This window comes from Tabrizicola sp. (assembly GCF_031377265.1).
Taxonomy (GTDB): domain Bacteria; phylum Pseudomonadota; class Alphaproteobacteria; order Rhodobacterales; family Rhodobacteraceae; genus JAUYQR01.
This window is the reverse complement of the sequence record NZ_JANMET010000084.1, coordinates 1-13649: the sequence shown is the minus strand read 5'-3', so window position 1 is coordinate 13649 and position 13649 is coordinate 1. Positions and strand designations below refer to the sequence as shown.

The 13649-nt window shown below is 62.0% G+C and carries 12 protein-coding genes; 8 read left to right on the top strand and 4 right to left on the bottom strand.

All coding sequences use genetic code 11. From position 1 onward, the window contains the following. Positions 1 to 218: 218 nt before the first annotated feature. From RMO18_RS05040 to RMO18_RS05025, 4 genes are all read right to left on the bottom strand, one after another. Positions 219 to 2012 carry a glycosyltransferase family 2 protein gene (locus tag RMO18_RS05040; protein ID WP_309664319.1) on the bottom strand — a complete coding sequence of 598 codons (1794 nt, stop codon included), beginning with the start codon at positions 2010 to 2012 and terminating at the stop codon, positions 219 to 221. Continuing rightward, positions 2002 to 2994: a UDP-glucose 4-epimerase GalE gene (galE, locus tag RMO18_RS05035; RefSeq protein WP_309664317.1), complete on the bottom strand. Its 993-nt coding sequence runs from the start codon at positions 2992 to 2994 to the stop codon at positions 2002 to 2004. Before galE ends, RMO18_RS05040 begins: the two co-directional genes overlap by 11 nt. Then, positions 2991 to 4022, bottom strand: coding sequence for an SDR family oxidoreductase (locus RMO18_RS05030; protein ID WP_309664316.1), 1032 nt, complete (start codon positions 4020 to 4022; stop codon positions 2991 to 2993). Before RMO18_RS05030 ends, galE begins: the two co-directional genes overlap by 4 nt. A gap of 464 nt (positions 4023 to 4486) precedes the next feature. Further along, a complete protein-coding gene (locus RMO18_RS05025; protein WP_309664313.1) occupies positions 4487 to 5254 on the bottom strand; it encodes a DeoR/GlpR family DNA-binding transcription regulator in 768 nt (255 codons plus the stop codon). A 260-nt stretch (positions 5255 to 5514) separates the two neighbouring features. Between RMO18_RS05025 and glpD the strand changes: the two genes are divergently transcribed. From glpD to RMO18_RS04985, 8 genes are all read left to right on the top strand, one after another. After that, positions 5515 to 7110, top strand: coding sequence for a glycerol-3-phosphate dehydrogenase (glpD, locus tag RMO18_RS05020; protein WP_309664311.1), 1596 nt, complete (start codon positions 5515 to 5517; stop codon positions 7108 to 7110). 9 nt (positions 7111 to 7119) lie between these two features. Further along, positions 7120 to 8208 carry an ABC transporter ATP-binding protein gene (locus RMO18_RS05015; protein ID WP_309664310.1) on the top strand — a complete coding sequence of 363 codons (1089 nt, stop codon included), beginning with the start codon at positions 7120 to 7122 and terminating at the stop codon, positions 8206 to 8208. Next, positions 8209 to 9279, top strand: coding sequence for an ABC transporter ATP-binding protein (locus RMO18_RS05010; RefSeq protein ID WP_309664309.1), 1071 nt, complete (start codon positions 8209 to 8211; stop codon positions 9277 to 9279). It abuts the gene before it with no gap. After that, positions 9279 to 10151 (top strand): sugar ABC transporter permease, encoded by an 873-nt coding sequence (locus RMO18_RS05005; RefSeq protein ID WP_309664307.1) that lies wholly within the window; start codon positions 9279 to 9281, stop codon positions 10149 to 10151. The genes RMO18_RS05010 and RMO18_RS05005 overlap by 1 nt, the downstream gene beginning before the upstream one ends. Next, positions 10151 to 10954, top strand: coding sequence for a carbohydrate ABC transporter permease (locus tag RMO18_RS05000; RefSeq protein ID WP_309664306.1), 804 nt, complete (start codon positions 10151 to 10153; stop codon positions 10952 to 10954). Before RMO18_RS05005 ends, RMO18_RS05000 begins: the two co-directional genes overlap by 1 nt. Further along, on the top strand, positions 10954 to 11355 hold the full coding sequence (locus tag RMO18_RS04995; protein WP_309664304.1) for a DUF2160 domain-containing protein: 402 nt from the start codon (positions 10954 to 10956) through the stop codon (positions 11353 to 11355). The genes RMO18_RS05000 and RMO18_RS04995 overlap by 1 nt, the downstream gene beginning before the upstream one ends. Before the next feature lie 89 nt (positions 11356 to 11444). Beyond that, the gene (locus tag RMO18_RS04990; protein WP_309664303.1) at positions 11445 to 13169 is read left to right on the top strand and encodes an ABC transporter substrate-binding protein; all 1725 of its coding nucleotides are present in this window, start codon (positions 11445 to 11447) and stop codon (positions 13167 to 13169) included. Between the two features lie 241 nt (positions 13170 to 13410). Continuing rightward, positions 13411 to 13649, top strand: a 239-nt coding sequence (locus tag RMO18_RS04985; protein ID WP_309664302.1) for an FGGY family carbohydrate kinase, incomplete at its 3' end; no start/stop codon positions are given.

Below are 13649 nucleotides of genomic sequence, written 5' to 3'. Positions count from 1 at the left end.
TTCCAGCTGCAGGTCGGTGTCGGTGGTGAAATCGCCGCCCGGATCATAGGCGCCAAACGGCAAGGGGCCGGGCGGGGCCACGACCGCACCCTGAAACGCTGGAACAAGCACAACAAGCGACAGCGTGGCGGCCCAAACAGCTTTTGACCGAACACCTGTTGTTTTCATGACATTAATCTTGCCTTCTCCATCCAACATTCCGCTTGGCCTAAAACGCTTCAGTTCCGGGAAATTCCAAATCTGTAGTCTACAGTCCCGGCTATCCCGCCGCCTGCGCCGGCCACGCGATACTCCACCTGAACCAGCTGCAACGGCTCCGGCCCGATCGACAGGGCATAGAGGCTTTGCGGCGCGCGCAATGTCAGCGCATAGCCAAGCAGGCCCAGCACCGCGCACACCAGCGCACCTTGCCCCACTGCGTCGCGCCAGAACCTGGCAAGGCGCCAGCCGCTTTCGCCGAAATGCCGGATCACGATCATCGCAAGGGTCAGCGTGTACAGCGCCCCGGACATCAGCGTCAGCAGGTAAAAGCCCTGCGCCTGCGGCACCCGGTCGAATATCAGCACCGGCAGGATGCAGCCAATCGCAAGGGCTGCATAGACCGCCAGCACCTTGCCCGGCAGACGGCCCACCGCGCCCTCGCCCTTCGGGGTGATGCGGACATCGACGAACCTTCCCGAAAGCCGGTCGCGCAGCGCCATCACACAGCCCCATAACACCCAAGGCCATTGCAGCATCACGAACAGCACGCGTTCCAGGCTGAGGACGCGGGCATCCGTCGGCAGGAAGAACCGGTCGAACTTCAGCGAGGCGGCGATGATCAGCATCACCAACGCGGGCGGCAGCGCGTGCGCCAGATAGTCGGGGTAGGTGACCAACGCATAGCGATAGTCGAATACCACGGCAAAGATCGGCAGCAGATACACCGCAAGAAAGGTAACCGCGAACAGCGGGTACAACATCTGGCAGAACAGGAACTGCGCGCGCAACCGTGGGGTAAGGTTGGGCAGGTAGCGCGGCGTGTGCTGCAACAGCAGGCTGAACAGGCTGCGCGACCATTGGAATGCCTGGGTCACCAGATCGGCCACCGACACCGGGCCTTCGCCGATGGCGATGGCGTTCAGCGCGTGGACGCCGCGCCAGCCGCCCGCATTCAGGATCATCGTGGTGGAATGGTCCTCCGCAAGCTCCGGGCCAAGCCCGCCCACGGACTTTAGCGCCGCCGTGCGCACTGCGTAATGCGATCCCTTGCACATGGGCGCAAAGCCGTTGGAATAGCCGGCCTGCAAAATGCCGTGAAACGCGCCTTCGGTATGCAGCCGCGTGCGCGCCGACCAGTTACGCTGGGCGTTCGATGCGCAGATCGACGGCGCGCTCACATAGCCGACCGCCGGATCGACGAAAGGCCGCAACATTTCACGCAGATAGCCGGGTTGCGGGACGTGGTCGGCATCAAGCTGGGCCACGATATCGTACTCATCATAGCCCCAATGGTCGTAAAAGTAGGCCAGATTGCCTTCCTTGCAGCGTGTCCGGCGCGGCCATTGCGCCTGATGATAGTCTGCCACACCTTTGCGGCAGGAAATGTACACGCCGTTGTCGATGCACCACAGCCGGGTCTCGCGGCTCGGGTCTTCGTCGGCCAGCCAGGTTTCATGCGGATAGTCTTGCGCCAGCATCGCCTCCAGCGTGCGGCGCACAATGTGAAACGGCTCTGACGGGGTTTTGGTCACGATCATTGCCACCCGGTACTGTCCCGGCTTTGGGTCCGGGCCGGACGGGCGCACCGCGCGCAAAAAGAAAAACGCAAAGAACCCCTGCAGAAAGGTGATCCAGCCGATCAGCGCCGTCACCAACCAAAAGCCGACAGGATTTTCGATATGCTCCGGGCGCAGCCACCAGATCCAGAACCACAGCGTCACGGCAAGCCATAGCACTACCAGCCCGCCATACCAGATCCGCCGTGGTCCGGCGAACAGTGGCTGCAAAAAGGGCAGCGGCTCACGCGGCACTGGCGACCCCCAGTCCGAATTGCGGGGCGGCGTGCTGCAGGATCTGATCGATATCGGAGTATTCGGTCCTGAACCCGAACAGCACCTTGGCCAACGTCGGATCCGCGGTCAGCACCGGCGGGTCACCGGCGCGGCGGGCCTCATAGCTCACCGGCAGCGGCCGGCCGGTCATCCGTTCGATCGCGGCGATAATCTGGCGGATCGACAGCCCCTGAGCGGTGCCAAGGTTGACGGCGTGGCTGGTCCCACCGTCCAGCAAATAGCGCAGCGCCATCACATGCGCGCGCGCCAGATCCTGCACATGGATGTAATCGCGGATGCAGGTGCCGTCAGGCGTTGCATAGTCGGTGCCGAACACCGACAGGGCCGGGCGCATCCCCGCCGCCGCCATCAGCGCCAGCGGGATCAGATGCGTCTCGGGCATATGGCGCTCGGCCAGTTCGCCCTCCGGATCAGCCCCGGCGCCGTTGAAGTAGCGCAGTGCGGCATAGCGAAAACCGTCGGCGGGCGCGTAATCCGCCAGCATCTGTTCGCAGATCAGCTTGGTGCGGCCGTAGGGGTTGATCGGATGCTGCGGGCTATCCTCGCGGATCGGCAGGCTGGCCGGAATGCCATAGGTCGCACAACTTGACGACAGCACAATCCTGGCGACCCGCGCGGCCTTCGCAGCCTCCAGCAAGGCCATCATCCCACCGACGTTGTTGGAGTAACATCCCGCCGGCTGCAGCACGCTTTCGCCGACATAGGCCGAGGCGGCGAAATGCAGGATCGCCCCGACCCGGTGCTCGCGCAGCGCCGCTGTCAGGGTTGCAACATCGCGCAGATCGCCCCGCACAAACGGACCAAAGCGCACCGCATCGGCATGACCGGTCGAAAGATTGTCATAGGTTACAGGACGATAGCCGGCCCGTTGCAGCAGCTTGCAGGTGTGCGATCCGATAAAGCCCGCCCCACCCGTCACCAGAACCGATTGGACTGTCATGAAGGTACCAAGATGCCCTTTCTTTGCGTGCGAGGCTTTTCGGCCTGCATCCCGGCCGCGAACCAGGCAATCGTCTGATCCAGCCCCTGATCCAGCGGCACTTTCGGTGCCCAGCCCAGAACCTCGGCCGCGCGGGTGATGTCGGGGCGGCGATGGCGCGGATCGTCCTGCGGCAACGGCCAGAACACCAGCCGCGATCTGGCGCCGGTCTTGCGGATCACCTCGTTGGCCAGTTCCAGCATCGTGAACTCGCCCGGATTACCAAGGTTCACCGGCATCTTCTGGGTCGATGCCATCAGCCGGATCAGCCCATCCACCAGATCATCGACATAGCAGAACGACCGCGTCTGCGTGCCATCGCCACAGATCGTCAAATCCTCGCCGCGCAGCGCCTGCATGATGAAATTCGACACCACGCGCCCGTCATCGGGGTGCATTCTTGGACCATAGGAGTTAAAGATCCGTGCAATGCGGGTTTCCACGCCTTGATGCGCGCCGAATTCCCAGAACAGGGTTTCAGCGGCGCGTTTGCCATCGTCATAGCAGGCCCGCGGGCCGCAGGTGTTGACCCGGCCGCGGCAATCTTCGCTTTGCAGGCTGACGTCAGGGTCGCCGTACACTTCGGATGTGGATGACAGCAGAACCCGCGCGCCCTTGGCCTTGGCCAGCGTCAGCAGGTTCATCGCCCCGTCAATGCAGGTGCGGAAGGTGTGGATCGGGTCTTTCTGATAGCTTGGCGGCGACGCGGCGCAGGCCAGATCATAGATCTCGTCGATCGGTTCGCTGATCTTTATCGGACGCACCACGTCGTGGCGAACAAAGCGATACCGTGGATCGGACTTGAACAGGTTGATGTTTGCCATGGTGCCGGTCTGCAGGTTGTCCAGACAGATCACCCGATGCCCTTGCGCCAGAAGCGTCTGGATCAGATTGGCCCCGACCATCCCCGCACCACCGGCCACCAGGATCGTCTTGAAGCGAACACCATCTTCCAAAAGGGACGGGTCTTGAGGCGTAATGTCAAACATGTCTAGTCCTCCCGAAAACGGGAATTTGTTCCATTTGCGGATAAGCAAACAAGGCGCAACCCCCTGCACCAAAGCCCCAACAAGCACCACTTCCCAAAGTCCCGCTAGCCTGATGCGAGTATTGGGCTTCAATGTTCAACTGTGTCAAATTATTGGCAGCTGCCTCACTCACATTGGACCAGATTTGCACTTTCGATCAACATACGGGGCTTACTGTGCCGAAGCCTCTACATTTTCGCATCCGAGGGTTGAATTGTCTGCCTTAAGTTCGCCACAATCTTAAGGCGAGTGATTCTGGTGACAGGTTGAAAACGCGCCCCCGCTCTGCGTAATCGCAGCAGCCGTGCCGGTGCAGCCATACCGCGAACCTTGCGCACCCTATGCAACTTCCGGGATTTTTTCCCAAATCGAAGGCAGCGGCTTTTTGGCCAGAAGGGGGGGCTTTCGGTCGCAGGTCGGTCTGATCAGGGCAGGTGCGGCACCTGCACCGTTGTGCCCCAGGCTTCGCATTTTCGCGCCAGTTCGGCGGGAAGGGCGCGGTCGATGAACAGCGTGTCGATTTCGGAAAGCGAAGCGAGCCGGGCCGGCGCTGATCGGTCGAGCTTGGAGTGATCGCACACCAGATAGACCTTGCGAGACTGCTGCACGATGGCCTTGGACACCCGCACTTCAGCCAGATCGAAGTCCAGAAGATCGCCGTCGCGGTCCAGCGCGGATACCCCGATCACCGCATAGTCAACCTTGAACTGCTCGAAGAATTGGGTCGTGAGTTCACCGACCAGGCCGCCATCGGTGCGCCGCAAGGTGCCCCCCGCCACGACGATTTCGCAGCCCGGATTGGCCACCAGAATATTGGCCACATTCATGTTGTTGGTGATCACGGTGATGTTGCTGTGCGTCAGCAACTCGCGCGCGACGGCTTCGGTCGTGGTGCCAAGGTTCAGAATCAGGCTGCAATTGTCGGGAATTGCCGCTGCACAAGCGCGCGCTATTGCGGTCTTTGCGGTTTCGTTCATCCGACGACGGGCTTCGTAGCCGATGTTGGCCACGCCAGTGCGGACCACCGCGCCGCCATGCACGCGGTCCAGATGCCCCGCATCGGCAAGGTCGCTCAGGTCGCGGCGAATGGTCTGCAACGTCACGTCAAAGCGCTGGGCCAGATCTTCCACGATCACCCGACCTTCGGCGCGGGCAAGTTCCAGGATTTCCGTCTGACGAAAGCTGAGTGCCAAATCCTGTTCCTTTCCGCGCGTATTGCCGTGCTACCCGTTGTGCCACGCCCCGCGGCATCTGTCAGCGCCTTTGTTCGGCGCGAAAATGCGCGGACTTTTGCGCTTGCAGAAAGTAGCTGCAGGCGCAGCATTTTTCAGGGCTCGCGTTGGCGCCTCGTTGACCGTCCATGTTCGTTTTTCAGAATTTCGCGCCAAAACGAAAGAAAATCGTTGACGCAAATGTGACAATCGGCACTAACTAGGTGCGGGGAGGAACCCAATTGACACAGCAAACGGGCCAGACGGCGATCGCCGATCTGTTCATCATTGGTGGCGGCATCAACGGCTGCGGCATCGCCCGCGACGCCTCGGGTCGTGGTCTGTCGGTGACATTGGCCGAACAGGGTGATCTGGCGCAGGGCACCTCGTCAGCGTCGACCAAGCTGTTCCACGGCGGGTTGCGCTATCTGGAATATTTCGAATTCCGTCTGGTGCGCGAAGCGCTGGAGGAGCGGGAAACCCTGCTCGTCGCGATGCCGCATATCAGCTGGCCGATGCGCTTTGTGCTGCCGCTGTCGCCGAACATGCGCTTTGAATCCGATACGCCGACTTCGCGTCTGCTGCGCTGGATCATGCCTTGGGCAAGGGGTCGGCGGCCGGCGTGGCTGATCCGGTTGGGTCTGCTGATGTATGACACGATGGGTGGCCGCAAGATCCTGCCAGCCGCCCGGTCGGTTGATCTGACGCGCGATCCGGCGGGGCGGGCGCTGAAGCCTGAGTTTACCCGCGCTTTCGAATATTCGGATTGCTGGGTCGAAGATTCGCGCCTTGTGGCGCTGAACGCCCGTGATGCGGTTCTGCGCGGTGCAAAGGTGATGACCCGGACTCGCGTCGTCACCGCCGAACGGCAGGGCGATCTGTGGCAGATCACCACCGACGGCCCGCATGGCCATGAGGTGCATGCCGCCCGCGCCGTGGTCAATGCCGGTGGCCCGTGGGTCGAAGACATCATCCGCAACGTCGCCCGCATCAACTCCTCCGAAGGGGTGCGTCTGGTGCGTGGCAGCCATATCGTGACCAAGCGCCTGTTCGATCATGACCGCTGCTATTTCTTTCAAGGCACCGACGGCCGCATCATCTTTGCGATCCCCTACGAGCAGGACTTTACCCTGATCGGCACCACCGACAAAGACCATACCTCGGCCCCCAAAGATGCCGTCTGCACGGATGAGGAGCGCGACTATCTGCTGGCTTTCGCAAGCCAATATTTTGCCAAGCCGGTCACCCGCGACGATGTGGTCTGGACCTATGCGGGCGTGCGGCCCCTGTACAATGACGGTGCCAAATCGGCCACCGCGGCGACGCGCGACTATGTGCTCAGCCTTGATGAGAACGGCCCGCCGTTGCTGAACGTGTTTGGCGGCAAGATCACCACCTACCGGCGTCTGGCGGAATCGGCATTGGCGAAACTTGCGCCCCGTTTTCCGGCGGCCAAGCCCGCCTGGACCGCCCGCGTGCCTTTGCCCGGTGGCGATTTCCCGCATGATGGTGTGGCAGATCTGACGGCGCGGCTGGCGCGGCAATACCCCTACCTAACACCCTATTGGGCGGCCCGGATGATCCGTGCCTATGGCACCGATGCGTTCAAGATTCTCGGTGATGCGGGCACCGCCACCGCCCTCGGGCAGGATTTTGGCGCCACGTTGAGCGAAGCCGAAGTGCGCTGGCTGATGACCAAGGAATTTGCGGTTACCGCCGCCGATGTGGTGTGGCGGCGTTCCAAGCTCGGGTTGCGGATGACGGCAGATCAGATCACGGCGCTGGACCAGTTCATGGTCGGCGCTGCGTCACGGGCGTTCAGCCCGGCGGCGGAATAGGGGGCGGGGATGACGCTGGAACTGCAAGGGGTCTCACGGTCGGTGGCGGGCAGGGTGCATATCCACCCCACGTCGCTGACGCTGGAAAACGGCACGATGAATGTGCTGCTGGGCCCCACATTGTCGGGCAAGACCAGCCTGATGCGGCTGATGGCGGGGTTGGACAAACCCACTGCAGGCCGCATCCTGTGGCAAGGGCAGGATGTGACCGGCCAGCGCGTGCAGGACCGCAAGGTTGCGATGGTCTACCAGCAGTTTATCAATTACCCGGCGATGACCGTCTATGACAACATCGCCAGCCCGATGCGCCTGATGGGCAAATCGGCGGCCGAGGTGGACCGTGCCGTGCGCGAAACCGCCGAGATGCTGAAGATGACGCCGATGCTGTCCCGCAAGCCATTGGAACTGTCGGGCGGCCAGCAGCAGCGCTGTGCACTGGCGCGGGCTTTGGTCAAGGGCGCGGGGCTGGTGCTGCTGGACGAGCCGCTGGCCAACCTTGATTACAAGCTGCGCGAGGAGTTGCGCATCGAAATTCCCCGGATCTTCGAGGCATCGGGCGCAATCTTCGTTTATGCCACGACCGAACCCGAGGAAGCCTTGCTCTTGGGCGGCAACACCGCCGCCTTGTGGGAAGGCCGGGTCACGCAGTTCGGCCCGACGCCTTCGGTCTACCGCCTGCCCGCCGATGCGATCACGGCGCGGGTGTTTTCAGACCCGCCGATGAACTTTGTGCCGTGCGTCAAATCCGGCACGCGGCTGACCTTTGCGGGCGAGGCCAAGGCCCCGGCGGAAGGCCCGCTGGCCGCCATTCCCGACGGCAACTACCTTGCCGGTTTCCGCGCCAACCATATCGCGCTGAGCCGCCATTCCGGCGATGCGGTCGAGTTTCGCTGCACCCTTGGCGTGACCGAAATCACCGGGTCGGAAACCTTTGTGCACCTGATGCATGGGGCCGACAAATGGGTGGGTCTGGTGCACGGTGTGCATCAACTTGAACCGGGGGCGGCCATGTCGATCTGGCTTGATCCGGCGCATGTGTACCTCTTTGACGCGGACGGGCGGCTTGCTGCCCCCGCCGCTTATGCGATGGCGGCCTGAATGTCCCAGATCACCCTTTCAAAGCTCGCCCACAGCTACGCGGCCCATCCTAAATCCGAGGCGGATTATGCGCTGAAGGAAATGGATCACGTCTGGCAGGACGGCGGCGCCTATGCGCTGCTCGGCTCCTCCGGCTGTGGCAAGACCACGCTGTTGAACATCATTTCCGGGCTGGTGCGGCCCAGCCAGGGCCGGGTGTTGTTTGGCAACACCGACGTCACCGATGCCGCAACCACCGAACGCAACATCGCGCAGGTGTTTCAGTTTCCGGTCGTCTACGACACCATGTCAGTGCGCGATAACCTGTCGTTCCCGCTGCGCAATCGCGGCATGGACCCCGCCTATATCGCGGGCCGGGTGAACCAGATCGCCAAGATGATCGGCATGGAAGACATCCTGTCGCGCAAGGCCCAGGGGCTGACGGCGGATGCCAAGCAGAAGATCAGCCTTGGTCGCGGCATGGTGCGCGAGGACGTGAACGCGATCCTGTTCGACGAACCGTTGACCGTGATCGACCCGCATATGAAGTGGGAACTGCGCACCCAGCTGAAACAGCTGCACCGCGAGTTCGGCCATACGATGATCTATGTCACGCATGACCAGACCGAGGCGCTGACCTTTGCCGACAAGGTGGTCGTCATGTATGACGGCCGCGTGGTGCAGATGGGCACGCCCGAGGATCTGTTCGAGACCCCGGCGCATACCTTTGTCGGCTATTTCATCGGCTCGCCGGGGATGAACCTGTTCGACGCAGCGGTGACCGGCGATACCGCGCAATTGCAGGGCGTGACGGTGCCGTTGGGGGCAACCTACGCTCCGATCAAAGGCCGCAGCCAGATCGGCATCCGCCCGGAATATGTGCTGCTTGGCGACGAGGGTTTTCCGGTCACCGTGAAACGCGTCGAAGACGTGGGCCGCCACCGCATCGTCCGCGCCGAATTGCAGGGCCAGCCCTTGAACGCGATCCTGTCGGAAGGGATGGTGTTGCCCGCCGACGCCCGGGTGACCTTCGTTCCGGGCAAGATCAACGTCTACGCCGACGACTGGCGCGTTGCCGGGGGAGGCATCTGATGGACAAAACGCAAAACAACAAGGCCTGGTTCCTTGTCCTGCCAGTGCTGGTGCTGGTGGCGTTTTCCGCCGTGCTACCCTTGATGACGGTGGTCAACTACGCCTTCAACGACACCTTCGGGCAGAACGAATTTTTCTGGGCCGATCTCGACTGGTTCGAGGAAATGGTCACCTCTGACCGTCTGCATGAGGCGCTGGGGCGGCAGATCCTGTTTTCCGCAATTATCCTTGCGATCGAGGTGCCGCTGGGCATCTTCATCGCGTTGAACATGCCGAAAAAAGGCTTCTGGGCCAGCCTCGTGCTGATCCTGATGGCGCTGCCCTTGCTGATCCCTTTCAACGTGGTCGGCACCATCTGGCAGATCTTCGGGCGGGTGGATATCGGCCTTCTGGGCCATACGCTGGCCGCCATGGGCGTCGACTACAACTACACCAACGATCCGATCGACGCCTGGGTTACCGTCATCGTGATGGATGTCTGGCACTGGACCTCGCTGGTGGCGCTTCTGGCCTATGCCGGCCTGCAATCCATCCCGCAGGCCTATTATCAGGCCGCAAAGATCGATCAGGCGACGCGGTGGTCGGTCTTCCGTTACATCGAACTGCCAAAGATGAAGGGCGTCCTGCTGATCGCCATCCTTCTGCGCTTCATGGACAGTTTCATGATCTACACCGAACCCTTCGTGCTGACCGGCGGGGGCCCCGGCAATTCGACCACCTTCCTGTCCATCGACTTGGCGAAAATGGCCACCGGCCAGTTCGACCTTGGGCCGGCTGCCGCCTTCTCGCTGATGTACTTTCTGGTGATCCTGTTGATTTCATGGGTGTTCTTCACCGTGATGACCAACCTTGACCGGCAGGAGGCCCAGTGATGCGTATCCGCACATCCGCCGTCGTGATGACGATCTACCTGCTGTTCCTGTTGATCCCGATCTACTGGCTGATCACGATGAGCCTCAAGACCAATGCCGAGATCACCTCCACCTTCAGCCTGTTTCCGCGTGACCTGACCTTCCGCAACTACGGCGTCATTCTGACCGACCCCTCATGGTACATGGGGTATGTCAACTCGATGATCTACGTCACGATGAACGTCGTCATCTCGCTGACCGTGGCGCTGCCGGCGGCCTACGCCTTCAGCCGCTACAACTTCATGGGCGACAAGCACCTGTTCTTCTGGCTCTTGACCAACCGGATGGCCCCGCCCGCGGTGTTCGCGCTGCCGTTCTTCCAGCTTTACTCCTCGGTCGGCCTGTTCGACACGCATATCGCCATTGCCCTTGCGCATTGCCTGTTCAACGTGCCTCTGGCGGTCTGGATCCTCGAAGGCTTCATGCGCGGCGTGCCCAAGGAAATCGACGAAACCGCCTATATCGACGGCTATTCCTTCGGCCGCTTCTTCATCAAGATCTTCATGCCGCTGATCGCAAGCGGCATCGGTGTCGCCGCCTTCTTCTGCTTCATGTTCTCGTGGGTGGAACTGCTGCTTTCGCGCACCCTGGCCACCGTCAACGCCAAATCCATCGCCGCGACGATGACCCGCACGGTCAGCGCCTCGGGCATGGACTGGGGCGTTCTGGCCGCCGCCGGGGTGCTGACCATCGTGCCCGGCGCGCTCGTGATCTACTTTGTCCGCAACTACATCGCCAAGGGCTTTGCCCTGGGAAGGGTGTGATGACCGCCTCTCGCTGGACCCAAACCTACCTTATCATTGTGGCCGTGATGGCCGCGATCCTTGCCGCGCTGATCTGGGCGGTTCCGTCCGAAGACGGCGTCAAGGAATGGACCGGGCAACTGATCCCGGGCGGCTGGATGGCCTGGACCTTCCCGGTCGCGCTGTTCTTCTTTATCATCGCCAGCTTGCTGATCACCTTCACCCTGCTGGCAATCCGCTGGCCGGAAACCCCCCGCGTCGGCATCCTGCGGATCGAGACGACGCGCGGCGACCGGTTGTTCATTTCGCTCTTGGGCTCAGCCTTCATCAACCTGGGCTGGCTCTTCTTCTTCGGCCCGCCTCTCTGGGGCGCGCTGATCCTTTGCCTGGTCTATGTCGTGGTGGTGTTCCGCTGGGTCTGATCGGGAAAAACAGCTTCCGGGCGGCGTGAAAGCCCCGCCCGAAGGCAAACAGACGACTGAAAACGTCTCAACATTCTGGGAGGAATCACATGAGACTACGCCAGACTACAACCGCCATGGCGCTTGCGCTGATGGCTTACGGCCTGCCCGCCTGGGCAGATATCGAGGCGGCGAAAGCCTTCCTCGATACCGAAATCGGTGATCTGTCGACGCTGGACCGCGCCGGCCAAGAGGCCGAACTGCAGTGGTTCATCGATGCGGCAAAGCCTTATGCCGGCATGGAAATCAAGGTTGTGTCGGAAACCATCGGCACCCATGAATACGAAGCCAAGGTGCTGGCTCCGGCGTTCGAAGCCATCACCGGCATCAAGGTCACGCATGACCTGATCGGCGAAGGCGATGTGGTCGAAAAGCTGCAAACGCAAATGCAGACCGGCGAAAACATCTATGACGCCTATATCAACGACAGTGACCTGATCGGCACCCACTGGCGCTATCAGCTGGCCCGCAACCTGACCGACTGGATGGCAGGCGAAGGCGCAGCAGTCACCAACCCGAACCTCGACCTCGCCGATTTCATCGGCGCGAAGTTCACCACCGGCCCTGACGGCAAACTGTACCAGCTGCCCGACCAGCAGTTCGCCAACCTCTACTGGTTCCGCTACGACTGGTTCAACGACCAGAAGACCAAGGACGATTTCAAGGCCAAGTATGGCTATGACCTTGGCGTTCCGGTCAACTGGTCGGCCTACGAAGACATCGCCGAGTTCTTCACCGGCCGCGACATGGCCTATGCGGGCGGCCCGGCAACCGGCGTCTATGGCAACATGGACTACGGCAAGAAGGACCCCTCGCTTGGCTGGCGCTACACCGACGCGTGGATGTCCATGGCTGGCATGGGCGACGTGGGTGAACCGAACGGCCTGCCGGTCGACGAATGGGGCGTTCGCGTGAACGAGGCGTCGCAGCCGGTTGGCTCTTGCGTCGCACGCGGCGGCTCGACCAACGACGCGGCGGCGGTCTATGCCGTGACCAAGGCGATCGAGTGGCTGCAGAAGTACTCGCCCCCCGAAGCCGCAGGCATGACCTTCGGCGAAGCGGGCCCGGTTCCTGCCCAGGGCGCAATTGCCCAGCAGATGTTCTGGTACACTGCCTTCACTGCGGCCTCGGTCGTCGAAGGTACCCCCGTGATGAACGCGGACGGCACGCCCAAGTGGCGCATGGCCCCCTCGCCGCACGGCGCCTACTGGCAAGAAGGCCAGAAGATCGGCTACCAAGACGCCGGTTCCTGGACCCTGATGAAGTCCACCCCGGTGGACCGCGCACAGGCGGCCTGGCTCTACGCCCAGTTCGTCACCTCGAAAACCGTGGACGTGAAGAAATCCCATGTGGGCCTGACCTTCATCCGCGAAAGCACGATCCAGCACGCGTCCTTCACCGAACGCGCGCCGAAACTGGGTGGCCTGATCGAGTTCTATCGCTCGCCCGCCCGGGTTCAGTGGTCGCCGACCGGCACCAACATCCCGGACTATCCGAAACTGGCACAACTGTGGTGGCAGAATATCGGCGACGCGATGTCGGGCGCCAAGACCCCGCAAGAGGCGCTTGATGCCCTCTGCGAGGAGCAGGAGAAAGTGCTGATCCGTCTGGAGAAGTCCGGCGTTCAGGGCGATCTTGGTCCGAAGATGAACGAAGAGCAGGACCCGCAGGTCTGGCTTGATGCCCCCGGCGCGCCGGTGGCCAAGCTGGAGAACGAAAAGCCGATGGGCGAGACGATCGCCTATGACGAGCTGATCAAGTCCTGGCAGAACTGATCTGAAGGCGGGCGGGGCACAAAGCGCCCCGCCCCCCATTCACCTGTCGCCAAATATCCCCGCCGGAGGCTTCCCCTGCTGGCCGAGGGAGCCTCCGGCGGGGATATTTGAAGACAGATGAAATCGGCGCAATTCTTAACGCTTCCTGAATCGGCGCCGCCAAGCCATTGAAAAGACTAGGGTCAGACTTCTGTCCACGCGTGGACATCGTCGCCGCCCCGGACCCTGAGGACCCCGACCAATGACCCATATCCTTGCCATCGACCAGGGCACCACCTCGTCGCGTTCCATTCTGTTCGACGCGGGGCTACGGGTCGTTTCCTCGGCTCAGGAAGAGTTTCCTCAGATCTACCCGCACCCCGGCTGGGTCGAACATGATCCCTCGGATCTCTGGGCCACCGTCGCCGGCACCGCCCGCGCCGCGATCGAGAAAGCCGGCATCGACGCCCGCGACATCGCCGCGATTGGCATCACCAACCA

Bases quoted from the DNA above. Each gene is read 5' to 3' on its own strand.
- RMO18_RS05005 (WP_309664307.1), top strand. From the start codon at position 9,279: ATGGACAAAACGCAAAACAACAAGGCCTGGTTCCTTGTCCTGCCAGTG.
- RMO18_RS05010 (WP_309664309.1), top strand. From the start codon at position 8,209: ATGTCCCAGATCACCCTTTCAAAGCTCGCCCACAGCTACGCGGCCCAT.
- galE (WP_309664317.1), bottom strand. From the start codon at position 2,994: ATGACAGTCCAATCGGTTCTGGTGACGGGTGGGGCGGGCTTTATCGGA.
- RMO18_RS04990 (WP_309664303.1), top strand. From the start codon at position 11,445: ATGAGACTACGCCAGACTACAACCGCCATGGCGCTTGCGCTGATGGCT.
- RMO18_RS05015 (WP_309664310.1), top strand. From the start codon at position 7,120: ATGACGCTGGAACTGCAAGGGGTCTCACGGTCGGTGGCGGGCAGGGTG.
- RMO18_RS05000 (WP_309664306.1), top strand. From the start codon at position 10,151: ATGCGTATCCGCACATCCGCCGTCGTGATGACGATCTACCTGCTGTTC.
- RMO18_RS05030 (WP_309664316.1), bottom strand. From the start codon at position 4,022: ATGTTTGACATTACGCCTCAAGACCCGTCCCTTTTGGAAGATGGTGTT.
- RMO18_RS04995 (WP_309664304.1), top strand. From the start codon at position 10,954: ATGACCGCCTCTCGCTGGACCCAAACCTACCTTATCATTGTGGCCGTG.